A 21,773-nucleotide genomic window follows, 5' to 3' on the forward strand; every position below is an offset into this window, starting at 1 on the left:
TGAAATGTTACCTGGCACGGTCGAACAGGCACGGGCAGGTCTGATGCAGATAAAACGATCTCAACAAGGCAAAACAAAACGGTCAGTAAACAGTTGGAAAGGCTGGACGCTCGTAGGTTGGCACAGTCCGCAGGATTAGACTGAGACATACTGCATACTGGAAGTAACTGACCCGCCTCCGCAAAAGAGAGGCGGGCTGTTTAATGTGACACTTACCTGGCGCCTCTTCGTAGGCAATCAGAGCATATCTGCGGGCGTGACTGAGGTTTACCGCCCTTTACGCAGCTCGTCATATGCTCTTGCCAACTTGCTCCAGCACCTTGAGAAACAGAGGAGATAACTGGATGAGGATATACCCAAGCCCGGCGTTTTGCAAGGTGGTCCAAGCTCGTTCCGACTGACCAAACATGAAGAAGTAGCAACCACCGATCAGCACGATCGATGCAATCGGAAGTGATAGAGCTACGAATATCTGTGTTACTGGATCAAGAGCATGAGCGAGTAGTTGTAGTGTCGTTCCGGCGATAGCGGTGGATGCGACGGTTTTAATACTTTCCGCGGCGTGCGCCTGAGCCGCAGTGGAGAAGGCCAGTGGGATGAGTACGCCTGACTTTACAAGCGTGTCTCTTACCTTTTTGACGTCTGCCTGCTTGCTTTTCGGCTGTTTCCACGTCCCGTCCATGAAGTCTCGAAACTTTATCACTTCTGTCTTCGCCATGTTGATCACTCCTTACTTGATGTCTTGGATGCAGTAAATCCTCGCAGGCATTCCCGTGCACATCTCCTCGAAACGCCTTACTCGGCTTTTGCTGACTGTAACGACATGTAGAGTCGGAAAGTAACCAAACTCCCTTTGAAAAACCCCTCTATCGAACATTTCCCGATATCGCTTGATTTTTGCGCAGTTCTCAGCCATGGATTGCGTGTTATCCACCTCAAGGAACTGATGGGCTCTGTTTTTGATAAAGTGGACGTCTGTGACGAGAGTAGTCATACCATCTGTCACTTTGACCTCGTGCTTCCAGTTGATGGGGCAACGCATGTAAAAGAAGAAATCGTTTCTCATAAGCGCGTGCCTGACCTGCAACGTTCGCTTGACGACTTTCTGCGAGCCGATCATCTGCCGACCGACCTTGCTGAGGTAGTAAACGGCCCCGTAGCCTTCTTCACGAAAGCTGCACAGGTACTCTTCCATCTGTTTGAGAACCTTCTGCGCGTTACGATCCCCACCCAGGCGGTGGAGCCGTTGAATATGGACCCTACTCAAAAAACCGAATCTGTCCAGACTCTGGAGGATTTGCTCCTGTCGTTCCACTCTGCTGATTGTTGCCTGCATCGTTCTGCTCCTTTCTCGGTTTGATAACGATGTGCGGCTGCACGACATGTCGGATGGTCTGCGTGTCAATCAACGGTGTCTGCACGATCTGCCGTTTGTCGGCCGTCTGGTATATGGCGCGACCGCGTATCTCCGGCAGCGTTTCAGCTCCAGTTTCATCGAGCACGACTCTGGAAGCGGTGGCCGTCTGCACCCGAAAGCACAGCTTGGCGTCGCTGTTTTGTTTACACTGACGCGGAATGACGTCACCCGTCGGGTACTGTGTGGCGAGTATCTGTCGGTAACCAAGCCCGGCACCAAGCCGCGCAATCTGGCTCATATAGGTTTGGCAGCGTTCTTTAAGCTGGCGTTCTTCCTTCGTTACTGCCTCGTCTGGGTTCAGCTCTCCGACCTCGTCAACAATAACAAAGTGCCGGATCGGGTCTTTTGCCTCCTGGACGTTCTTGACTCCGCGCTGTTTAAAAGCCTGCTGCTTTGCCCGCATTTCCTCGACAACATTCAGTAGCGCCTCCTCTGCCTCTTCCGGTTCCTCTGCATAGTGGGCGACCTGTTTAATATGCCGATAGCCCGCAAACTCCACGCCGCCTTTCAGATCGATCAGGGTAAAGCGCACGTGTTCCGGCTGCTGTGACAAAAGAGTGGCAATCAGCATGTTGAGGTAATTCGACTTGCCGTACCGGGTAGCGCCGCCGACAACCATATGCGGTATCTGTTCAAAGTCGTGCTGGATGATGGCATTCCCTTCTCTGATCTGGCCGACCGGGACGCTCCATCCATCAGAAAGAGGAGTAGCTTCATAGCTGACCAGAGTAGGCATCGGAGTGTTGTAGACCTTTAATTTGAGCAGGCCGTCAAAGGACATCTCGACCTCTTTCTTTGCAGCTTTTTTCTTCGTGAGCAAATCTTTGATCTGTGGAAAAAGGGGCTGCATGCGATTCAACGTCTTTAGGTCGGCGAGCGATATCTGCAGCGTTGTACTGCGGTTGTTCAAGCCGTCTTGAATGTGAGGCAGCTTCGCGTGGTAGTCCTCAAAGCTCCGGCCAAGCGGTATGCGATAGCGGTACTCGGTACCCCAGCCATGGTTCACTTTTTTCACGAGCTGCGCAGTGTAGGTTTTGTCTTTATCGCGAACGTTCAGGCCAGTCAGCGAAAAAATCTTGTTCAGCTTCTCGCTGTCATTTGTCGCACCAGACTTTTGTAGATGAGCATACAACGCCACTCCGCCAAATACTGCCGACGAAAGTATTTCCAGCAGCACATCACACCACCTCACTGTTGTTTCTGCAAGAAACAGTTGCAGTAAAAACGAACCATAAAATGAGCGGCTGAGCCTTGGTGCGTAAGAGGTTTTTCGTTCGCTTTGTTGTTCGTTGGCTACGCCAGGGATGCGAAAGAGGTAGCGAACTAGGTTGCGAACTCTTTTGATGTTACTATGTGATGCGCTACCAGTTGTCCAATATTCAAAGATTTTTTAAGTACGAGTCAAAAATCAGTTTGAAACATGTACAACTTGGAAAGAATGTTGGATAGAGGTGATGAACATGTTTGGACTTGGAAAGAGCAGAACACCATTGGGTAAGTTCCTGGATCAGAATAGGATCATGCAGAAAGAAGTTGAGCAGGAAACAAAAATAAGTAATCCGATTGTCACCAAAGCATGCAATGATCCCAACTACATACCGTCTCCATCCATTCAAAAAAAATTTTTGGATTTCGTTCGAAAAAAAGGATGGAAACAAGCCAAGGCACATGACCTTTGGCCAATGTGAAAAAGCCCTACTCTGCTGAGCGGGGCTTTTTGAAATTACAATAACTTGATAAAGCAGAAAAGTACGGATATTGTAAGGTGAGGAGACATGCAAAGGAGACATGCGAGTGAACACTATTCTTTACTTCTTACTCGGGTTCGCAGATATCATGGTAGTTCTGGCCTTTATTTTCAAGTTATTCCGGTTCCCCTTTTGGGACTACAAAAAGGAACTTGCGATTATCGCTAGTACCTTGGCAGTGACGTCATATGTATTCCGGATGGTTTTCGATCTTCCTGAGGTTGATATGCCGCTGCAGTACATTTTGCTGATATTATTTTTCCGATATCTTATAAAGTTTCGAGTTTTTGAAGCATCTTTACTCATCGCTATCGGCATACTCGGCTTCGATCTTTCACAACTGATCGTTGCGCCCGCACTGATTTCACTTGAAGTTGCAACGCTTGGCGATGTTTTTCAATCAGCCGGAATGGGTACTTTTTTAATACAAGCTGTTAACGATGCGATTATGATTCTTGTCAGCTGGCTGCTGTACAAACTCAATCTTGGGTTCTCGTTTATCATGCAGCCTCCACACGAGATAAGCTGGAAAACAAAATATACAGGATCAAATCTGGTTGCTTTGGTTGGTGTTATTGCCGCTTCAACTGCAATACTCGCCGTTTTGTACATATTGTTGAACTATTACAATGAGTTTAAATACGTGATCGCAGTGGGAATCACAGCGCTTGTCATTTTGCTGCTTACCTGCCACAAAAAAGAGCTGGAGGATATATGATTGAGCGGATGGCAACACATCTTGCGAATAGAATAAAGAATGCCAATCCAGAGGAGACGAGCGATTTGGATGTCCTGGTATATGGCATAGCAATGACTATGAATTTGCTAGGGGTAATCATAGGATGTGTCATAGCAGGAGCTATTACGGGTAAAATCATCGGCACAATGACAGCATTCGCAGCATTCGCCGTTCTCCGCAGGTTCTCTGGAGGTCATCATGCAAAATCTCTGGGACTGTGTGTTGTTATTTCGGTTATCTTGTTCGCTGTGATACCACTGATTCCAATCAGTGGGCAAGCACTGATCGTCATGAAAGTAACCAGCATACTCTTGGTCACGTGGTTAGCTCCGGCAAATTGTCAAGGCAATGATATTCCAGAAAGACTCACGTCGGCGTTTAAGATGCTGTCTGTCGTGATCGTGATAGGGCACTTATTCATTGAGTCTTCAGTCGTTACTTTGGCTGTATTCTCTCAGTCGTTACTATTAATTGACATAAAGCGGGCAAAGGAGGTGATTTTAAGATGAAACCCAGTACAGCTAAAACCTTGTCCAAAGTTATTACTGGAGCCTCAGTGTTTTTTGCGGTCTCACTCCTCAAATTAACGATCGGTAGTATGCCAACTCCTCAAGAACTCAAGAAGAAATAAGTGATAGGATGACAGCAGCACGAGTCTTCTGCGTAAAAGTGGACAAACAGTTTGATGAGTATGACTACATGGAGTTTGATTTGATCGAGGACGTTTTCTATGTATCAATTTTTCGCCCAAAAGGAACGGGTGACGGCATTTTTGTTCTACACACTAAGCACGGAATGTATCACTGGGTAAATACGCTTGAAGGTGTGCGTAGGCTTTGGAAAGACTACGGTTTTGAGGCACTTGACAGCGTAAATGTCGTCAATCTGAGAAAAGTCTGTTTTGTTGATCCTGTAATGTACAAGGTATATTTCGAGGATGGCTCATCAACTACAGTGTCGCGTGGTCGAATGGAGTTAGTCGATCACCTGCCAAAAAAGACAGTCCGCTAAAGGGGCTGTCTTTTTTTTGTGCACACAATCAATGAATTGTCAAGAAAAATTGAAACCCCCTTCTAATGCAAGTTTGCTAATGCTGTATCGATGGTATCATTTTCCATATACAGGGTAATTAGCGTGGAAGGGGATCGTATGGGTATGGAACTAGCAAGACAGTTCAACGTTTTGATTGTGGACGACTTCAGCGGACACTTAATTACAACAAAGAAATTTCTTGAACGTCTGCCGTTTGTGAATAGTATACAAACAGCCAAAGACTCGGCAGAAATGATTGATGCGGTTATGAGCGACCCTGAGATCAACGCACTCATCATTGACTATGATCTCGGCGAGAACAGCCTGAACGGTCTACAGGCGTACACGCTGTTGCAAGAAGCAGGCTATGATATTCCGGCCATCCTGGTCACCGGAAATGATGTGGACGCCTTCGAATCCTACCGAATTGGCATAGTGGATGTCGTCGCTAAAAAGTTCTTCTACGACTTCAAGCGGCTCAATCAAGCCATTCATAAGTTAAACAACTACTTTCTTTTACAGGATCAGTGCGACATTATGTTGGTACCTGCATACGACGGAAAGATAAGACAGTTCCGATCGGCCGATATACTTTTCATTGAGGCGAGCTCTGCAAAGACACTTATATACTCGGCAACAAGACCAGAACCATTTTACTCGGACCTCACGCTGGCGAGCTACGAAGAGTACCTGGCGGATACGAGCTTCGAGAAGCTCAGTAGATTTGTTTTCGTGAATGTTGACCACATTGCATCATTCGACGAAAAAGACGGCATGATCACGTTGACAAACGAGATGAAACTTCCTGTGAGCAACAGCAACCGGAAATATATAAGTAAACTGCTCGCAGAAAGAGAAAAGCCAGGCTCAGGATTGGCAAGGATGATGTTATGGGGGATGCGAAAACAGAGGTCAATGAGTTGGAAATCGATGGCTAAGTGACTTCAAGGGGGTATGAAGTGTTGTTCAACCCCCCCTGAGTGAGGGTTCGTAGGGGTATGAATCGCTGATTCTTTTTGACAAAATTCGTGGTACGATATAGCTACACCAAGAGCAATTCGACATGAGACAGAAACGGTACATACAGACAGGGCGCCCGTATCTGCGTATCGTTGTAACTCGAAACTTGTCTATATGGCAAGTTTTCCTTCAGGGAGGAGCTAATAAAGCTCACTGCCGTTTGCCTTTCTCTACTTCTATCCACTCGTAAAAGTCTTCTGCATGGCAGCCGAGCATTCGAGCACCTAATACAGCATTCTCATAGGTCATCTCGCGCTCGTTGTTTTTCCAGCGGGTCACGGTGGATTCGAATACCTTCATCTTTCGAGCGAATTCAGCCTGGGTCATATTCGCATCTTTCAAGAGTTTAGGCAAGCGGCATCTCCCTTTACGGAGAGCCATATGTTCAGTCCTTTTCAGTTAATTGAGGTGAAAATCATAAAAAATACAAACGAACGTTCTGGTTTTGTGGTATTATGTTCTTGTACATGTAGCGACATTGATACAAGAAAAGCATACTCAACAGGTGGTGTTTGCTATCGAATACAAACATATTGACTTGGATAAGCTGAGTGCATTAACTGGATTTGATCTGCGCGAAGCCCTGGGAATTAGTCCAAGCTGCGCTCCATACGAAGAAACGCTACAAGTTTCCTCAGCTCTTTCTCAGACAACTCGCGACCATCAACACTCAGCTTAAACTGCTTGACCAGTTCTTCATCTGACAACTCGATCTTCGAAAGAAACTCCTTCTCATGCGCATATGAGGCAGGGGTTTCTTTTGTTATGTGTACTTTATTTTGCTCTTGTTCTGATGCTTCTTGAGGTGATGGCACCCAGTCGTACAAATTGATGTTGGTGTTCCCAAGTAGGTAGTCCGTAGTGCAATTAAAAACTTCTGCCATCTTAACTGCAACATCCCATGGCGGTACAGCTCGTCCGATTTCATAGTTTGAAATACTCGCACGATCCACCCCTACTTTTTCTGCAAGATGCGATTGATACAATCCTAATGCTGTACGCATACTTTTGATTCGTTGTCCGATCAGCTTTTTTTGTTCCTGATTCATGGATATCCACCTTTATAAAATTTGGGTTGACGTGCACAAAATACACATGTTATTATTTGCATGTGCAGAATATGCACGTTACAAAAATAGAAACTGATGAAGGAGGAGCTGCTTTGTCAAGAAGAAAGGCCGATGCACGCATCATTCAAAAACGCCATCGTTTTAAAGAGCTTCGCTTAAAGAAAGGCAAGTCTCAGCGCGGCGTATCTTTGGACTTTGATGTAAGCGAGAGTTTCATCCGCAATATCGAGAATGGCCGCTGTAACCCAGAAATGAAGTTTGCCTTTAGGCTTGCCAGATACTTCGAAACAACTGTTGACGATTTGTTTAGGGATTTAGCTGATTAGCTGTATTTATCATGTGCATTTAATGCACATAAGCACATTATAAGGCGTTATTTTAAATAACGCAATAGCTTGCAAAAGTTGTTATGGAATTTTTTTCTTGATAGCTACTCGTTTTTCAAAGGAGTCTTGAGGCTGATGAGTAAAGGCATCGATTGCATGATTAAAACAAAGGGATGGTGACCAATGAGCAAACCGCAAATTTTTAGCCACCAAATGTTTGGTGAGCTTCCGGTAATCGTAGTTGAAGGAATTGAATGGTTTGGAGCTACCGAAGCCGCAAAGGCACTTACATTTAATAAACCGCATGACGCTGTTACCAATCATGTTGACGAGGATGACTCCGCCGTCCACGGAGTCATCGACAAGTTGGGGAGAACCCAACAGAAGAAATTTATAAATGAATCCGGTCTTTACAGTCTGATCTTCGGAGCTGCCAAGCAGGGAAACAATCCAGAGATACAAGCCAAAGCAAAGGCATTCAAGCGCTGGGTAACAAGCGAAGTCTTGCCGACCATCCGCAAACATGGTGCATACATGACGCCGGATACCATTGAGAAAGCACTCACTGATCCTGATTTCATCATCGGTTTGGCAACGAAGCTGAAAGAGGAACAGTCGTTGAGGATCGCAGCAGAAACCAAAATCGAACAACAGAAGCCACTCGTTACCTTTGCAGAAATTTGCATTCAATCGGACAAATCGATCAAGATCAGGGACCTCGCTCACTCGCTCACTACTCATGGGATCAAGATTGGGGAAAGGAAGCTGTATGCGCGGTTGCGGGATTGGGGGATGATTTGCAAGAAATCTACCGAGCCAACGCAAAAATCATCGGAACAAGGATTATTTGAAGTAGTGACAGGTGTAAAAGAAAAGCCAGATGGCACCCCATTCACTTGGCGTACAACCTACGTAACGATGAAAGGCCAGTCTTACATAGCAAATCGTTTGAAAAACGAAATGGTTTGAGTAGGAGGGCCAATATGATTTTAAGTTTTTCTGGTGGGCACACCGAACAAAAAGCCGTTCATGCTATGAAATGGATGATCATCAACGACAAGCTAAAACAAGGCATCAACGGAATTGAGTGGCTTGTTCTTCAAACTCATGTTACTGAGTCAATGCAGGATGGGTTAAACCGATGGCTAGACCATGTGATCAATTTCGAACGTTTTGAGGTAGATACAGTCATGCGCGATGTTTTAAAAATGGACGCTGATGCTTTCTACGCAAAGTACGAGTTGAACTGGTGGATGTCACTTGACTGCACGATAAGAAACTTGAACTTAATCAGACAGAGCGACTACGAAAAGTATTTCAGTTTTCTAATGACATTAAAAGGAGTAGACAAAGCATGGAGGCACAAACAACGCAAGCGCAATTAGCTGGAGATGTACGGGCAGCGAATGACCACTACCTGAGATTGGTCGAACTGTATCTGACACCGGGCATGGATGAAAACGCACGCTGGTGGCTGGATCGTGAACTGGACGAGCTTGAACAAGACATGCGGGCAAGCGGATTGCTTTGAAAGGAGGGAAAGGCCGATGTTGAAAATCGTGTACAAACATGATGACGGTAAAGTTTGCACAAAACTGGTTCTTGCACACGAAAATAAGCTGCCGATATTCCGCTGGGTGCGCAACAGCTTTGAAATCATTGAAGTAAAGCGGCACGAGACGTGGTGATTTACGCCTGCATCGGAAGGAGGTGAGAACCACGATGGACAGATTCGCACAGGGACTTCCTGATTCGCAAGAACAGCCGGAAATTCCGGTTGACGAATGCGCCAATGATGCATGTCAGAGGCAGATGTACTTTGGAGATAAAGCATGGAGGTATGAAGGCGATCTTTACTGCTGCGGCAAGTGTTTGGCAGAGGCGATGGGGGCAACAAAGCTGACAATCAAGCAAAGTGAGGTGTAACAGGTGCACATCAGGTTTCAGAAACTTACCCTGAAAAATTACAAGTCGCACCGTGACCTGACCGTTGACTTTGGCGAGCTGACGAAGATCACGGGCGACAATGCAAAAGGCAAGAGTTCCATTCCAGAATCTCTTTGCTGGACATTATACGGTACAGACAGCCTTGGTAGCAAGCTTGACCCAACTCCGATCGGATATGCCTTCGATGAAGTCAAGGCAGAGTTGCTGCTGAGTGTCGATGAAAAGCAAGTCTTGCTTGGCCGGGGCATTGCAAAGGGTAAGACGAAATACTGGGTCAACGAAGTGCCTAGTAAAGCAACGGAACTTGACGAGTTGGTTCAGTCGCTTTTTGACAAAGACCTATTCCTCTCGCTCTTCAATCCGGCATATTTTCCTTCACTGCACTGGGAGGCACAACGTAAGTTGATTCTCCAGTACGTGACGTCCCCGGCCAACAAAGAGGTGTTCGGGCAACTACCTCCAGCACAGGCGGACAAGCTGGCTGATCTGGTAAAGAAACACTCTCTCGCAGAGCTGGATAAGATTCATCGCGAAAACAAAAACAAGCAGGACAAAGCCTACATAGCAGCTCAGAGCCGCACCAAAACCCTGCTACAACAATTGAATAGTCTGCCGGAGTACGGCGTGGACATTGATGAGGCAACAGAGAAGGTCGCGCAGTTGGACGGACAGATCATGGAGATCGAACGGACCACAGAAGCGGCCGCAGATACGAATCGCAAATATACGGCTTTGCAATCACAAATCAAGTCATTACAAGAACAAGTCAGCGCATCGGCTGGAAAGTGGCCCGAACTGCGCGACGAGCAGATAGTCGATACCTGCCGCACATGCAAGCAGGCATTACAAGACGAAGCTGTAAAAGCAGTTGCAGATGATAAGAACCGTCGTGTGCAAGCCTATAAAGAGCAACACGCGGCGCTAGTCGCCAAGCGAAAAGAGGCAGAAGCACAGCTCGAAGCGCTCGAATATATCGACGTATCTGAACAGCTTGAAAAAATCCGGGCACTCGAACAGGACAAGCTGCCATACCTCGACGCGATCAAAGCATACTCTCGGCGCGCGCAACTTGAGGATCAGATCGAACAAGCGAAGGTAGCTGAGGCTGAAACGTTGGCAAGCCGCAACGAGTCAGTGTTCATCCTTGACGCGATCAAGGCATTCGAAGCGAAAGAAGCGGAGCTGCAAGCAGGCAAGGTTCAGGACCTGTTTACCACCCTGTCGATTCGCTTGTTCAAGCAAAACAAAGGTGACGGCGAATTGAAGCCTGATTTTGAAATCGAAATGGACGGAAAACCATACCGGAAATTGTCACTGTCAGAAAGCATCCGCGCCGGATTGGAGTTGCGGGATGTGCTGAGTCAGCAGAGCGGCATCGTGGCGCCCTGCATTGTGGACAACGCAGAGAGCATCACGCGTTTTACACAGCCGAACGGCCAGCTAATCATGTGCCGCGTTGTGGCCGGGCAAGATTTGAAAATCGAAACGGAGGATGAAGTGAAATGAAAGCCACTGGCATAGTTCGGAAGATAGACCACTTGGGACGAATCGTTTTGCCGAAGGAGTTACGAGATACATTTCGATGGAAAACGGGGACACCGCTGGAGGTTTATGTAGACGGCGAGACTGTTGTATTGCGTGAATACGCTCCTGGATGCACACTCTGCGGCGAGGTTGATACTCCTATGACAAGCCTTTACCCACAAAAGCAAATATGCACAGCCTGCGTGGACATCATCGCGAAGGATCAGGACAACTTGAAACGGGCTGCGGGCGAAGCTGGAGGTGAACAGCGTGATTAAGTTTGTACCCATTGAACATGCACCTTACCTGCCTGTACGAACAGGAGAAGCCAATGACTGCATCATCCTCCGCAGATTCAGCAAGGACAGCACTACTATTGAAATGGCGTTTCCTTTCCATCCAGATTCCCCAATTATCAATCTGTCGGTAGTCGACGCGATCATGCTGCGCAACGCACTCGATGAGCTGGTGTCCGTAAAATTTTTTGAAAAAACTGGAGGGTTGACTGAATGAACCAAGCAGTAGCGCTTAATAACATCAACACAGAAGCAGTAGTGGGCAGCTTCACCCAATCAGAACTGGACACTTTGAAAGCCACTATCGCGCGCGGCACCACCAATGAGCAGTTCGCCCTTTTCGTCCAAACGTGCGCACGCAGCGGCCTTAATCCTTTCCTGAACCAGGTCTATTGCATCGTGTACAACGGCAAAGACGGCCCTGTTATGAGCATCCAGATCGCTGTTGAGGGCATTGTTGCTTTAGCAAAGCGCCATCCGCAGTACAAGGGCTTCATTGCCAGCGAAGTCAAGGAGAACGACGAGTTCGAGATCGATGTTGTCACTGGGGAGCCAAAGCATCGGATCACAACCATGCAGCGCGGCAAGACAATCGGAGCGTATTGCGTGGCTTATCGCGAGGGAGCACCGAACATCGCGGTGGTCATCACGAACGATCAGGTGGAACACTTGCTCAAAGGCCGCAACGGGCAGATGTGGAAGGACTACTTCGATGACATGATCGTCAAGCACGCTATCAAGCGAGCATTCAAGCGGCAGTTTGGGATTGAGGTTGCAGAGGACGAGCATAACCATGGAGGGACATCTGCAGACAGCATCCCTGAATATCAACCACGCAAGGACATCACCCCAAACAGAGAAGTGATTGATGTACCGAAGCAGGCTTCCGAAGATGACGAAGCAACCAAGATGAAAACAGCCCGCGCCGAGATGAAAAAGAAGTTTGAACTGCTTGGCATCACAGAACCAGCAGATATGGCTAAGTACATCGAGCAGCATGCCAAGCCAAAGGGAGACAAACCCACTTTGGCAGAGATCACTGGCCTTCTCAAAATAATGGACATGCACATCGCTGAAAAACAAGAACAAGCATCCAGCGCTGACGAGCTGACCTAGACCTATGGAGCACACGCAACTCAATATTTTCGATATGGTCCAGGAGCCTCATCCCGAGGGACGGGCTCCTCAAGAACCCTCTTTAAACGGATTCTACTATGAGCGCGCGTCTGATAAATTCGCCTCGTTCGCCCTTGGCTCAAGGCATTTCGAAGTATCTGCCAAAGAGTGTGAATTTCCGAAGGAGTGGCAAAAGCGAATCAAACAGGAACGGGCGATATGAGGTGATCCGGCTTGTACAAAGTCGAGATTTACACAAGAAATCCTGATTGTGGACTGTGCGGTCAGGAAATGAATCCTGGACGGGAACATACCTTTCGAGGGTTGGATATCTGCGTAAGGTGCCATGACGACTTGGAGGGAGGGAACGGTTATCAAGGTCAACATTCTGGCAAGCGGATCGGGCGGCAATTGCGTCGCCCTGACAACAAGCCTAGCAACCATCCTTATCGACGCTGGCGTAGCCAAAACCAAGATTGAGAAAAGGCTGCTGGAGGTCGGGATACGGCCAGACGAGATCGCGGCAATATTCGTGACTCACGCCCACAGCGACCACATCAAAGGAGTACCGCTCGCAAACAAGTACCGGATTCCCGTTTATGCAACATACGGCGAATGGAAAGGCATTTCCGGCGTGGATGAGGAGTTGCAGCAGGTGGTAGAGACGATTCACGGAGTGTACGGAAAACTGGATGTCTCCGGGATGATCGTTCAGTCATTCAGAACTCACCATGACGCATATGAACCGATCGGGTACACGGTGACGGATGGCGAGACAAAGGTAAGCATTTGCCTAGACACAGGTAAGGTGGACGAAGAAATGCTGACGGCCATGTCCGGCAGCGTTATCTACATCATCGAAGCAAATCACGAACCTGCCATGGTCGAGGCAGGCGACTACCCAGACAGCGTGAAAGCACGCATTCTCTCTGACAATGGGCATCTTTCAAACGAGCAGACTGCTACGGCTCTCCAGCGCCTTATCCGAGGCAGCGGCGAGAAGATATACCTGACGCACCTTTCGAGCAAAAACAACATGCCTACGCTCGCAGAAATGACCGTGAAACAGGCATTGAAACGCAAAGGATTTGAAGCTGGAAAACATTACGAAATCGAGGTGGTTTAAGTGTTCAAAATTAGAGTGGTAAAGAGTTTGTACACAAAGAAAGGCTGGGTACACGATGGGGAAGTGTTGGACGCTCGTGTATTGCCAGGAGGGGCACTGCTGGAGGTTGGTAGGCCATATCAAGTGATCGCAGGAAAATTTTCTGGTGAGGAAATCCCACAAACTCACGCGATCACGATTCCGAAAGAAAAAATGTATACAGAGAAACAATACACCGTCCTTTCAAACGAGCTTCAACGGGTACGTGATGAACTGAAAGTAAGTAAAGAACGCGGTGCATATCTTGAACAGAAAATTCAAGATGCTGACCATCACATTAAACAGTGGGGTGAAGCATGGGAAGAACTATGGAATACATTTTGCGTAGAAAAACGGTTGATTCGAGAAGAGATTGACAGAGTGGGGTCGGGAAATAAAGTCGTCTTGCCCCGAGAAGTTGCTGAGGCAATTGAAGAGGCTCGGCGGGAAGACAACAGGTATAACGGAACTTATAGCAACTTTAGTCTTCTTGATAGTGTTAACGCAGCTTTAAGGAATAAGTGGCGAGGGATCAGTTGTATTGAAGTGATCGCAAAGTGGGTTTCAGAAAACATGATTCGCCGTGAACTCTTGATTGTAGCTCTCGTAAATGGCTACACGATACAAGAAACGACACAAGACCGTATCAAACGCGGCGTCCAAGACATCTACGAAAATTGGACAACCATTCAAAGTTCGGGCGATGACCGGGAGGACGGCACAGACCTTGCCGAGCGTATTACAAAGTTTGTGACGGAAGAATTGAAGTTGTAAAGCGGGTGGGGGAATGCCTCAGGTCGAGGACGGCTACACAAGACTTGCGAACGAAATATTGGAAAACATCATGAAGGCCAGTCTCAACGGCACGCAATTCCGAATCGTGATGGCCGTCTGGAGGTACACCTATGGTTTTCAGCGCAAGGAGCACGATCTGTCTCTGACTTTTTTGGCAAAGGCGATCGACGCCAGCCGAGGTCAGGTGGATCGTGAACTGACAGCACTGATCGATCGGAAGATTATTACTGTTGTTGGGACTGGCGGAAGGGGGTCGAGGGTCATCGCTTTCAACAAAGATCATTCAGAGTGGATCGACCGTCCTCTAATTAGCGGACTGTCAGCTAATCCGAGTACAGAACCGTCCTCTACGGTGAGTACAGTACCGTCCTCTACGTCGAGGACTAAGAAAGAAAATATTAAAGAAAAAAAGAAAAATACTCGGCAACCAAAAAAGTATGCCGAGGACAGCACCTATTTTAAAATGGCGGTTTACTTCCATGAGAAAGTTACGGCTGTAGCAAAAGCAGAAGGGCTGGCACATCTTGTCATCAAGGCCGATCTGCAAAAATGGGCTGATGAGTTCAGAAAACTGGTTGAAATCGACAAGGTGGAGGACAAGCGCCTGATCGCAGAAGTCATCGACTGGGTAACGTCCGATCCGTTTTGGAAAGTGAATGTCTTGTCTGCCAAGAAGCTACGGGACAAGTTCGGTGAACTGGCATTGAAGATGAAGGCTGCGCAAAAGCCGCCTGAAAGAAAGCAAGCGAAACCTGATCCGCGCGATAGAGAGATTGCATTGCAGCGCTGGATAGCGGAGGGGAAGAATCCAGATGAATTTAACTGGGCTGACTGATATTAGCGATTTGCAAGCGGAACAATCCGTGTTAGGTGCAGTTTTTTTGGATCAAAACTCGCTGGATGCGGTTGGTTTTTTGGAGCCGAGAGACTTTTCTGTCCCGCGTCACCAAAAGATATTCGAGGTCATGCGTTACCTGCATGCTGCAAACGTTCCGGTTGACATAGTAACAGTGACATCCGAGTATCTAAAGTTCGGGAAAATAGACGATGCTGGAGGAGCCACCTACCTTACTGAACTGGCGCGATCTTGCCCAACTGCAGCAAACGTTGCCTACTATGCAGGGATTGTGCGGTCGAAGGCGCTTCGCAGGCGAGGCACTGAGGCGGGTGTGAAGATATCCGGGCTGTATGCGGAGGACTTCGCTTCCGACGAAGAATACTTCGCAGCCATCGAGTCGATTGTGAGCGAGTTGAGGCCCCAAGGCGTTCGCAAGATGATGGGCTTCGCCGAGAGCGAAGACGACTACTTTACTCATCTGACGACGCCTGCCGAGTTTGTTTTGTCCGGCTTTAAAAACTTCGACGAGTGGGCTAAGGGACTGTGGCGAGGGTGGCTGTATGTGCTGGCCGGACGACCTAGCGCCGGGAAGACGGCAAAACTCCTCCAGATGCTTTATGGTGTAGCCAGGCAGCATCGAAACGGCAAGTCTCACAAGGATGCTGGAGCCGTCTTGCTCTGGTCGCAGGAAATGGGACGTGAACAGATATATGACCGATGGATGGCGATGACCACCGGGGTCAATTACAACCGGATTAAAAGTAAGAACCTTGATTTTGAGGACTTGGGAAAGATTCGCCACCGATACGAGCAGATGAAAAAATACCCATTGTTCGTACAGGACAGCGCTGGAGTGACTATTGACGAAATACGCGGAACAGCCAGGCAGTTCAAAAAGCAATACGGGAAAATCGGGGCTATCGCAGTTGATTACCTACAGATCATGAGCATTCCTCAGAAGCGAGGAGAGTCCAGGGCGGAGGCAATCGGTCGCGTAACAACGGCAGCAAAGCAACTTGCACGTGAATTAAATTGCCCGTTTATCCTTCTTTCACAGATGACGCGGGATAGTGAGAATGCAGCTAAGCCTCAGCTTTCCCACCTCAAGGAGTCCGGGAGTATCGAGCAAGATGCTGACGTGGTTGAATTCCTTTGGCACGATCCTGATGACACAGATAATGGCGGCAAGGTCATTCAGTCATTCATTGCCAAGGGCAGGGACATCGGAGTGAATGAATTCCGACTGCTGTTTAAAGGGTGGGTTCAACGCTTCGATGATTTACCACCGAAAGAGCGTGATTTCGGAAATGCGAAAAATCGAAAACGATGAACAACTGCAAAATTCATTGAAGTGGCTCCTAGAGAAAGCAAAAGAACTGGATCACCCACTGATGGACGGCGAGGCGCGGCAAACTCTGCTGGCAAAATACGACTATGTGTCAGAACGAGTTAAAGAGTATCAGCGGGAGCGATCCGAACGAATGGAGCAGCAGAAACAAAAACTCATCGAGCCGGAGCAGAAAAAATCTGTCGACCTCTCTGCATGGCTGGATGACTAAACGATACGAGGTGACTATCGATGGTAGCTATGATAAGGACTCCAAAAAGATACGGCACTGACTTTCGGGCACGGAAAAGACCAGAGCCGTCACCGCCGTACAACAGCGAGTGCGTATCGAGGCAAATGACACCCGCTGAGCGCGCATGGATGGACTCACTGCCGAAGCCGCATCCAAAGTCCAAAATTATTGGCATGAGCATCGCGGCTGAAAAGGCCATGAAGCGCAAAGGAAAGGGCTACGTAGGGTAACGCAGCCCATGCCCGCCGAACAGTTCGCGAACGTTGTTGTAGACGCGGACGTGCATGTCCGGGAAGACAAAAGCAATTTCTCCATCTGCCAATCGTAGTTTGTGAGACGGTTGCTCTATGACAAAAGGGACCTCCATCGCCTGCAATGCTTCTTTCAAATAACCAACATCAGACCATGGAACCGCATAGTAAAACGACTTTTCCATACGAAACACACTCCTTTTTCCACATCATATCGCACTAGGGAGGGTATCGCATGAATTTCGTTGAGCCAATACGTAATCCAGGAAAGATCGAGGAAATGAAACAACTACTGTTGCAGCAATCGGAACGGAACTACTTTTTGTTCGTGATGGGCATAAACACAGGATTGCGAATATCTGATCTATTGCCACTAAAAGTCAGGGATGTAAAAGGGAAAAGTCACTTGCTTATCTTCGAGAAGAAAACGAAAAAGCGTAAGAAATTCAAGCTGAATGCGGATTTGCGAGAAGAAATCGCCAGGTACATTGCCGGGAAAGGGCCGGATGAATATTTGTTCGCTTCGACAAAGCGCCCACTCCCAATTACCCGAGTACGATCCTATCAGATTATCAATGGCGCTGCTTCTAAACTCGGCCTAACAGAAATCGGTTGCCACACAATGAGAAAGACCTTTGGTTATTTCTTCTACAAGCGCACGCGTGATATTGCGACACTACAGTTAATTTTCAATCATAGCCATCCGCAAATTACGCTGAGGTACATCGGCATTAATCAAGACATCATGGATGAGGCTGTAGAGCAGTTCAGCCTGTAAAGGCTGGTAACAAACGCTCAATTTTGATAAATAGGCGGTGACGGCATGCAGGAACACCAAGCAAAAATAGAGCGCCTGATCGGGATGGAACGCGCAGAAGTCCAGCGGAAACATGTCGCTGCTTTGGTTGACGGATTGAAGTGCGGGGAGCTGACTGTCGCGGACGTTACAGCATACACCAACATCACACCTGAGAAGTTGGCGGAGCTGATGATGACGTGACAGAAGCAGAAGTTTGGCACCTCAATTACAGCATCGCATTTAACAACCGGGCACTTGAAGAGGATCGCGCTCTGTTGCAGATGGCCTATGATCAATTAAGACGGCATCACCAGGAGCTGAATATCCGTAGAAAAGCGATCAGTGCCAGACAGAGCATTGAATACCTGACAAAGAAATTTATTCCAGACATCCAAGAAGAGATAGCCATGATTGAAAGGCTGATCGAGATCAGGAAGCTGCAGCTGACTGGACTTACCTACGAAGAGGCTGAGGCATTTTTGGAAGCAGGCGCAAGCGAAAGGCAGTTAGAACTGTTCGGGTGAAATGGGGGGAGAACAATGCCTTTTACGAAAGAAATCATCGTCGACAACTTCGCGGGGGGCGGCGGGGCCAGCACCGGAATCGAGCTGGCAACTGGCTGCAGCGTAGACATCGCCATCAATCACGATCCGGCAGCGATCGCCATGCACCGGGCCAATCACCCGGAAACAGAGCACTATTGCGAGTCGGTGTGGGATGTTGATCCGCGCCAGGTGACGCAGGGGCGGCCGGTAGCACTCTGCTGGTTTAGCCCGGACTGCAAGCATTTCAGCAAGGCCAAAGGTGGCAAGCCAAAGGAAAAAGGTATCCGGGGGCTGGCATGGGTCGCCGTACGTTGGGCAGCCACGGTGAAACCGCGGGTCATCATGCTGGAGAATGTTGAAGAGTTCAAGACGTGGGGGCCGTTGTTGAAAAACGGCATGCCGGACCCGGACAAGAAGGGCCGTACGTTCCAAGCGTTCGTGAACGCGCTCAAACGGCAAGGGTACCAGGTTGACTACAGGGAGCTGCGGGCTTGCGATTACGGAGCGCCCACGACTCGCAAGCGGTTTTTCTTGATCGCGCGATGCGACGGCAGAAAAATCGTCTGGCCGGAGCCGACACACGGTGATCCAGAGAGCGCGGAAGTAAAGAGTGGGAGACTCAAGCCCTGGCGAACGGCAGCCGAAATCATCGACTGGTCGCTGCCATGCCCGAGCATCTTCGGGAGAAAACGTCCTTTAGCTGAGAACACGATGCGTCGGATCGCGCGCGGCATCCAGCGTTTCTTGATCGACAATCCGAACCCTTTCATAGTACGGATCGGGCAGACAGGTTTTGGTGGAGATCGATTGCAATATGAGGTAGATCAGCCTCTTACCACGATCACGACGAAAGCGGAGCATCTGCTTGTAACTCCGGTTCTTGGCGTAAACACATCTGGACACCCTGGCAGTCGGCCAGACGAGCCATTGCGCACCGTCACAACAGGAAACCATCACATGCTTGTAAGCCCGACGCTGATCCAGATGGGATACGGCGAGCGGACCGGGCAGAAGCCTCGCGTTCTCGATCTTGAGAAGCCAATCGGAACCGTGACAGCAGGAGGGAACAAGTTCGCGGTAGCGGAAGCCGTGCTCGCGGTGCCGCATATCACGAAGTTCCGTACCGGAGCGACCGGACATGGTATTAATGAACCATTACACACCATAACCTCTGGTGCGGGTAGCAAACGCCCGGCAGGGGCCGCTCATGCAATGGGAATGGTCACAGCATTTCTATCTCGACAATTTGGGCAATCGGTTGGACATGGGGCAGATGTTCCGGCGGCCACGATTACAGCCGGGGGCGGCGGTAAGTCGGCACTGGTCACCAGCCACTTGGTCAAAATGCGCGGGACTAACATCGGACAACCAGCGACAGAACCGTTGCAGACAATTACAGCTGGCGGGAACCATTTTGGCGAGGTGCGGACCTTCCTGATGAAGTATTACGGTGCCGGGATCGGGCAGGAGTGCAGCGAACCTTTACACACGATTCCGACAAAAGATCGGTTCGGGCTGGTGACGATCCACGGTCAAGACTATCAAATTGTTGATATCGGCATGAGGATGCTGGAACCACATGAGTTATTCGCTGCCCAGGGCTTCCCGGACACATATGTCATCGATCGGGACGCTGACGGCAAGTCATATTCCAAAAGTGCCCAGGTGGCGCGCTGCGGAAACTCCGTTCCGCCCCCATTCGCGGAAGCGCTGGTCCGGGCTAATCTGCCAGAACATTGCGCTGGAGCTGGGAATGTTGCGGTATTCGAAAGATACAAGGAGCAGCCGGCCGGGCAGCTGGCGCTGACTATGTAGTCAATGGGTACAAAATGCTCACGGAGATAAATTAGGAGGTTGAGAGTATGGAAGCATTGAAATGCCGTTCTTGCAAAAAAGATCTAACAATGGAAATGGAGATTGAATACAGCCAGTTCATCACGGAATTTTTCTGCGGTCCAGATTGTGCAACTAACCACTACTTTGATTATATGCAAAGTACGCCAGCAGATTTGGAAGATGCAGAATTTCTAAATGATCACGAAATCAAAATTGTTGACGGAAAGCTCGTGATTGTGGAAGAGTAACGATTTTACATTTTGTGTAGGGAGGAAAGATCATGGCACGAGTTGAGGTAACTGTTTGGCGGTACGAACTGCCTTCGATTAATGGCGAAGGCTGGGGAAGCTTTATGCTGGATTCAACAGGGATGTTTGCAGCTGTTACGGACTATGGAAATTATGCTTTCCGCTGGGGGCGTCATGGGGAGCGCGATTTCCGGAAATTCATTGCTGACGCAGGATTAAGTCAAGGCTACATGTTAAGCAAGCTGGCTCCAAGCGGCGGTCGAGAGTACAAAGGTGATGAGACTGCTGAAAACATCAAATCGGCAATTATCCGCCGTCGATGGAATCGCTATCTGTCTGAGGAACAAGCCAGGGAAGAATGGGAGCTGGTTGAATCTTGCGAATTGGATTACAAAGAAGGCTTCCATGATTGGAGGAACCAAACAAAACTCGATGATGCTCATGAATATTCGGTGTACGACTACACCATTCACGAGAAAGCTTTTGTGGAAGAACTGCTTCCGCGCTTGGCGGCAGAGATACAGGCAGAGTTGGCAGAAGAAACGCAGGTTGCTACTGCTTAACACGATAGTTAGGGAAGGAAGTGCAATATCTCATGTGGCCGATGCATGCAAAGAACGGCTTGAAGCGCGGTGACCGAGTAAAACACATCAACAGCCATCGCAGCAAGTGGAAACACCTGGTCAACGGCGAGGTGGAGGACATCTCCATGACGGAAGAGTCGGTTTATGTGAAGTGGTACGACGATAACGGAAATCCAGTTCACTGGGCGAAGTACGATTGCCACAAGATTGAGAAAAGAGACGAGGGAGGAAAGAACGATGAACAAACTTGAGTTGATCAATAGCATCGATGTTATCGAAGATTCTGCATCATGTGGTGAACTGGAATATGTTCTTGTAGCAAATACACCAGAGAATCGAGAAAAGCTGCTTCAAACCGGAGTTACACAGCAAGAAATTGACGAAGCAACAGATGATCTTGATGGTGAAACCATTGATATATCAAGTATCGGATTCACTTACACAGGCGCAAAGTGGTACGAAGGTCGTCTAGGAGGGTTTCTAGATTACGTACCGGATCATGCACCAGAACGGGCGAAGCGATAAACAAAACACACGATTTGTTAAATGGGGAGGTGGGATGTCGATGAGTAAACTGACGCAGAACGATATGGAATGGTTGCAAGATATGGTTCAACGTGGCGAAATGACAGCAGAAAGAGCAAATGTTGAGAAAGTACGAATGGGGCGAGTGCTGATTGTGAATTCGCTTCCTGCACAGGTGCGCTCTGCACTCAATGCCGCTGTTAAGACTGGCGAGCTCTGCCATAAGAAGAAGACTGGTCGAAAACCAGAGGTCTATTATCATCCTAACTTTGAGCATCTGGCGAATGAGGAGCGTGACCGTGTTGAAAAGCAAATGCTTGAGGCGCTTGCTGGAGTTATTGCGAGACCGGACGGCCTAATTAACTAAACATTACGTTTGAAAAGGGGATGAAG

36 protein-coding genes are annotated in these 21,773 nt (G+C 48.5%); 30 read left to right on the top strand and 6 right to left on the bottom strand.

Annotation, left to right across the window (positions count from 1 at the left end; all coding sequences use genetic code 11):
* Positions 1–289: 289 nt before the first annotated feature.
* The 3 genes from HP435_RS08785 to HP435_RS08795 are packed head-to-tail and all read right to left on the bottom strand — an operon-like array spanning position 290 to position 2,594.
* Positions 290–718, bottom strand: coding sequence for a hypothetical protein (locus tag HP435_RS08785; protein WP_173600134.1), 429 nt, complete (start codon positions 716–718; stop codon positions 290–292).
* A 12-nt stretch (positions 719–730) separates the two neighbouring features.
* Positions 731–1,336, bottom strand: a complete 606-nt coding sequence (locus tag HP435_RS08790; protein WP_173600133.1) for a replication-relaxation family protein — start codon at positions 1,334–1,336, stop codon at positions 731–733.
* The gene (locus HP435_RS08795) at positions 1,260–2,594 is read right to left on the bottom strand and encodes an FtsK/SpoIIIE domain-containing protein (protein ID WP_173600132.1); all 1,335 of its coding nucleotides are present in this window, start codon (positions 2,592–2,594) and stop codon (positions 1,260–1,262) included. Before HP435_RS08795 ends, HP435_RS08790 begins: the two co-directional genes overlap by 77 nt.
* 283 nt (positions 2,595–2,877) lie before the next feature.
* Here HP435_RS08795 and HP435_RS08800 point away from each other — a divergent pair, with 283 nt between their 5' ends.
* The 6 genes from HP435_RS08800 (at position 2,878) to HP435_RS08820 (ending at position 5,878) form a co-directional block, all read left to right on the top strand.
* Positions 2,878–3,105, top strand: coding sequence for a transcriptional regulator (locus tag HP435_RS08800; protein ID WP_217365859.1), 228 nt, complete (start codon positions 2,878–2,880; stop codon positions 3,103–3,105).
* 106 nt (positions 3,106–3,211) lie between these two features.
* Positions 3,212–3,883: a hypothetical protein gene (locus HP435_RS08805; RefSeq protein ID WP_173600130.1), complete on the top strand. Its 672-nt coding sequence runs from the start codon at positions 3,212–3,214 to the stop codon at positions 3,881–3,883.
* The gene (locus HP435_RS08810; RefSeq protein ID WP_173600129.1) at positions 3,880–4,413 is read left to right on the top strand and encodes an accessory gene regulator B family protein; all 534 of its coding nucleotides are present in this window, start codon (positions 3,880–3,882) and stop codon (positions 4,411–4,413) included. The genes HP435_RS08805 and HP435_RS08810 overlap by 4 nt, the downstream gene beginning before the upstream one ends.
* Positions 4,410–4,535: a hypothetical protein gene (locus HP435_RS29055; protein ID WP_255679214.1), complete on the top strand. Its 126-nt coding sequence runs from the start codon at positions 4,410–4,412 to the stop codon at positions 4,533–4,535. Before HP435_RS08810 ends, HP435_RS29055 begins: the two co-directional genes overlap by 4 nt.
* A gap of 68 nt (positions 4,536–4,603) precedes the next feature.
* Entirely contained in the window at positions 4,604–4,915 is a 312-nt protein-coding gene (locus HP435_RS08815) for a hypothetical protein (protein ID WP_173600128.1), read from the top strand.
* 144 nt (positions 4,916–5,059) lie between these two features.
* Entirely contained in the window at positions 5,060–5,878 is an 819-nt protein-coding gene (locus HP435_RS08820) for a LytR/AlgR family response regulator transcription factor (RefSeq protein WP_173600127.1), read from the top strand.
* A gap of 228 nt (positions 5,879–6,106) precedes the next feature.
* On the opposite strand, the gene HP435_RS08825 is transcribed toward HP435_RS08820, so the two are convergent.
* Together HP435_RS08825 and HP435_RS08830 are read right to left on the bottom strand one after the other, a co-directional pair.
* Entirely contained in the window at positions 6,107–6,310 is a 204-nt protein-coding gene (locus HP435_RS08825; RefSeq protein WP_173600126.1) for a helix-turn-helix domain-containing protein, read from the bottom strand.
* Between the two features lie 236 nt (positions 6,311–6,546).
* Positions 6,547–7,005, bottom strand: coding sequence for a helix-turn-helix domain-containing protein (locus HP435_RS08830; RefSeq protein ID WP_173600125.1), 459 nt, complete (start codon positions 7,003–7,005; stop codon positions 6,547–6,549).
* 113 nt (positions 7,006–7,118) lie between these two features.
* Here HP435_RS08830 and HP435_RS08835 point away from each other — a divergent pair, with 113 nt between their 5' ends.
* The 15 genes from HP435_RS08835 (at position 7,119) to HP435_RS08905 (ending at position 16,571) form a co-directional block, all read left to right on the top strand.
* Positions 7,119–7,352 carry a helix-turn-helix transcriptional regulator gene (locus tag HP435_RS08835; RefSeq protein WP_229049873.1) on the top strand — a complete coding sequence of 78 codons (234 nt, stop codon included), beginning with the start codon at positions 7,119–7,121 and terminating at the stop codon, positions 7,350–7,352.
* A gap of 183 nt (positions 7,353–7,535) precedes the next feature.
* Positions 7,536–8,321 carry a phage antirepressor KilAC domain-containing protein gene (locus HP435_RS08840; RefSeq protein ID WP_173600123.1) on the top strand — a complete coding sequence of 262 codons (786 nt, stop codon included), beginning with the start codon at positions 7,536–7,538 and terminating at the stop codon, positions 8,319–8,321.
* Between the two features lie 14 nt (positions 8,322–8,335).
* Positions 8,336–8,737 (top strand): hypothetical protein, encoded by a 402-nt coding sequence (locus HP435_RS08845; protein WP_173600122.1) that lies wholly within the window; start codon positions 8,336–8,338, stop codon positions 8,735–8,737.
* Complete coding sequence (locus tag HP435_RS08850; protein ID WP_173600121.1) at positions 8,707–8,883, top strand: hypothetical protein; 177 nt, start codon at positions 8,707–8,709, stop codon at positions 8,881–8,883. The genes HP435_RS08845 and HP435_RS08850 overlap by 31 nt, the downstream gene beginning before the upstream one ends.
* A gap of 16 nt (positions 8,884–8,899) precedes the next feature.
* A complete protein-coding gene (locus tag HP435_RS08855; RefSeq protein WP_173600120.1) occupies positions 8,900–9,040 on the top strand; it encodes a hypothetical protein in 141 nt (46 codons plus the stop codon).
* Between the two features lie 34 nt (positions 9,041–9,074).
* Positions 9,075–9,278 carry a hypothetical protein gene (locus tag HP435_RS08860; RefSeq protein ID WP_173600119.1) on the top strand — a complete coding sequence of 68 codons (204 nt, stop codon included), beginning with the start codon at positions 9,075–9,077 and terminating at the stop codon, positions 9,276–9,278.
* Positions 9,279–9,281: 3 nt separating this feature from the next.
* Entirely contained in the window at positions 9,282–10,805 is a 1,524-nt protein-coding gene (locus HP435_RS08865; RefSeq protein WP_173600118.1) for an AAA family ATPase, read from the top strand.
* On the top strand, positions 10,802–11,101 hold the full coding sequence (locus HP435_RS08870; RefSeq protein WP_173600117.1) for an AbrB/MazE/SpoVT family DNA-binding domain-containing protein: 300 nt from the start codon (positions 10,802–10,804) through the stop codon (positions 11,099–11,101). Before HP435_RS08865 ends, HP435_RS08870 begins: the two co-directional genes overlap by 4 nt.
* Positions 11,094–11,336, top strand: a complete 243-nt coding sequence (locus tag HP435_RS08875) for a hypothetical protein (RefSeq protein WP_173600116.1) — start codon at positions 11,094–11,096, stop codon at positions 11,334–11,336. The genes HP435_RS08870 and HP435_RS08875 overlap by 8 nt, the downstream gene beginning before the upstream one ends.
* A complete protein-coding gene (locus HP435_RS08880) occupies positions 11,333–12,235 on the top strand; it encodes a RecT family recombinase (RefSeq protein WP_173600115.1) in 903 nt (300 codons plus the stop codon). Before HP435_RS08875 ends, HP435_RS08880 begins: the two co-directional genes overlap by 4 nt.
* 373 nt (positions 12,236–12,608) lie before the next feature.
* Positions 12,609–13,361, top strand: a complete 753-nt coding sequence (locus tag HP435_RS08885; RefSeq protein WP_173600142.1) for an MBL fold metallo-hydrolase — start codon at positions 12,609–12,611, stop codon at positions 13,359–13,361.
* On the top strand, positions 13,362–14,153 hold the full coding sequence (locus HP435_RS08890) for a hypothetical protein (RefSeq protein ID WP_173600114.1): 792 nt from the start codon (positions 13,362–13,364) through the stop codon (positions 14,151–14,153). It abuts the gene before it with no gap.
* A 13-nt stretch (positions 14,154–14,166) separates the two neighbouring features.
* A complete protein-coding gene (locus HP435_RS08895) occupies positions 14,167–15,009 on the top strand; it encodes a replication protein (RefSeq protein WP_173600113.1) in 843 nt (280 codons plus the stop codon).
* Positions 14,987–16,342, top strand: coding sequence for a replicative DNA helicase (locus HP435_RS08900; protein WP_173600112.1), 1,356 nt, complete (start codon positions 14,987–14,989; stop codon positions 16,340–16,342). The genes HP435_RS08895 and HP435_RS08900 overlap by 23 nt, the downstream gene beginning before the upstream one ends.
* Complete coding sequence (locus HP435_RS08905) at positions 16,320–16,571, top strand: hypothetical protein (protein ID WP_173600111.1); 252 nt, start codon at positions 16,320–16,322, stop codon at positions 16,569–16,571. The genes HP435_RS08900 and HP435_RS08905 overlap by 23 nt, the downstream gene beginning before the upstream one ends.
* Before the next feature lie 238 nt (positions 16,572–16,809).
* Here the strand turns inward: HP435_RS08905 and HP435_RS08910 are convergent, their stop codons facing one another.
* Positions 16,810–17,028 (bottom strand): hypothetical protein, encoded by a 219-nt coding sequence (locus HP435_RS08910; RefSeq protein WP_173600110.1) that lies wholly within the window; start codon positions 17,026–17,028, stop codon positions 16,810–16,812.
* 50 nt (positions 17,029–17,078) lie between these two features.
* On the opposite strand from HP435_RS08910, the gene HP435_RS08915 reads away from it, so the two are divergent.
* The 9 genes from HP435_RS08915 to HP435_RS08955 are packed head-to-tail and all read left to right on the top strand — an operon-like array spanning position 17,079 to position 21,747.
* Positions 17,079–17,621: a tyrosine-type recombinase/integrase gene (locus HP435_RS08915; protein WP_229049874.1), complete on the top strand. Its 543-nt coding sequence runs from the start codon at positions 17,079–17,081 to the stop codon at positions 17,619–17,621.
* A 45-nt stretch (positions 17,622–17,666) separates the two neighbouring features.
* On the top strand, positions 17,667–17,843 hold the full coding sequence (locus tag HP435_RS08920; RefSeq protein ID WP_173600242.1) for a hypothetical protein: 177 nt from the start codon (positions 17,667–17,669) through the stop codon (positions 17,841–17,843).
* On the top strand, positions 17,840–18,166 hold the full coding sequence (locus tag HP435_RS08925; RefSeq protein ID WP_173600241.1) for a hypothetical protein: 327 nt from the start codon (positions 17,840–17,842) through the stop codon (positions 18,164–18,166). Before HP435_RS08920 ends, HP435_RS08925 begins: the two co-directional genes overlap by 4 nt.
* Before the next feature lie 15 nt (positions 18,167–18,181).
* A complete protein-coding gene (locus tag HP435_RS08930) occupies positions 18,182–20,002 on the top strand; it encodes a DNA cytosine methyltransferase (RefSeq protein ID WP_173600240.1) in 1,821 nt (606 codons plus the stop codon).
* A gap of 47 nt (positions 20,003–20,049) precedes the next feature.
* Positions 20,050–20,271 (top strand): hypothetical protein, encoded by a 222-nt coding sequence (locus HP435_RS08935; protein ID WP_173599765.1) that lies wholly within the window; start codon positions 20,050–20,052, stop codon positions 20,269–20,271.
* A gap of 32 nt (positions 20,272–20,303) precedes the next feature.
* Positions 20,304–20,834 carry a phiTE_072 family protein gene (locus tag HP435_RS08940; RefSeq protein ID WP_173599766.1) on the top strand — a complete coding sequence of 177 codons (531 nt, stop codon included), beginning with the start codon at positions 20,304–20,306 and terminating at the stop codon, positions 20,832–20,834.
* 32 nt (positions 20,835–20,866) lie between these two features.
* Positions 20,867–21,106 (top strand): hypothetical protein, encoded by a 240-nt coding sequence (locus HP435_RS08945; protein WP_173599767.1) that lies wholly within the window; start codon positions 20,867–20,869, stop codon positions 21,104–21,106.
* On the top strand, positions 21,093–21,380 hold the full coding sequence (locus tag HP435_RS08950; RefSeq protein WP_173599768.1) for a hypothetical protein: 288 nt from the start codon (positions 21,093–21,095) through the stop codon (positions 21,378–21,380). Before HP435_RS08945 ends, HP435_RS08950 begins: the two co-directional genes overlap by 14 nt.
* A gap of 40 nt (positions 21,381–21,420) precedes the next feature.
* Positions 21,421–21,747 carry a hypothetical protein gene (locus HP435_RS08955; protein WP_173599769.1) on the top strand — a complete coding sequence of 109 codons (327 nt, stop codon included), beginning with the start codon at positions 21,421–21,423 and terminating at the stop codon, positions 21,745–21,747.
* The last annotated feature ends 26 nt before the right edge of the window (positions 21,748–21,773 follow it).

This window comes from Brevibacillus sp. HD3.3A (assembly GCF_013284375.2).
GTDB classification, from domain to species: domain Bacteria; phylum Bacillota; class Bacilli; order Brevibacillales; family Brevibacillaceae; genus Brevibacillus; species Brevibacillus parabrevis.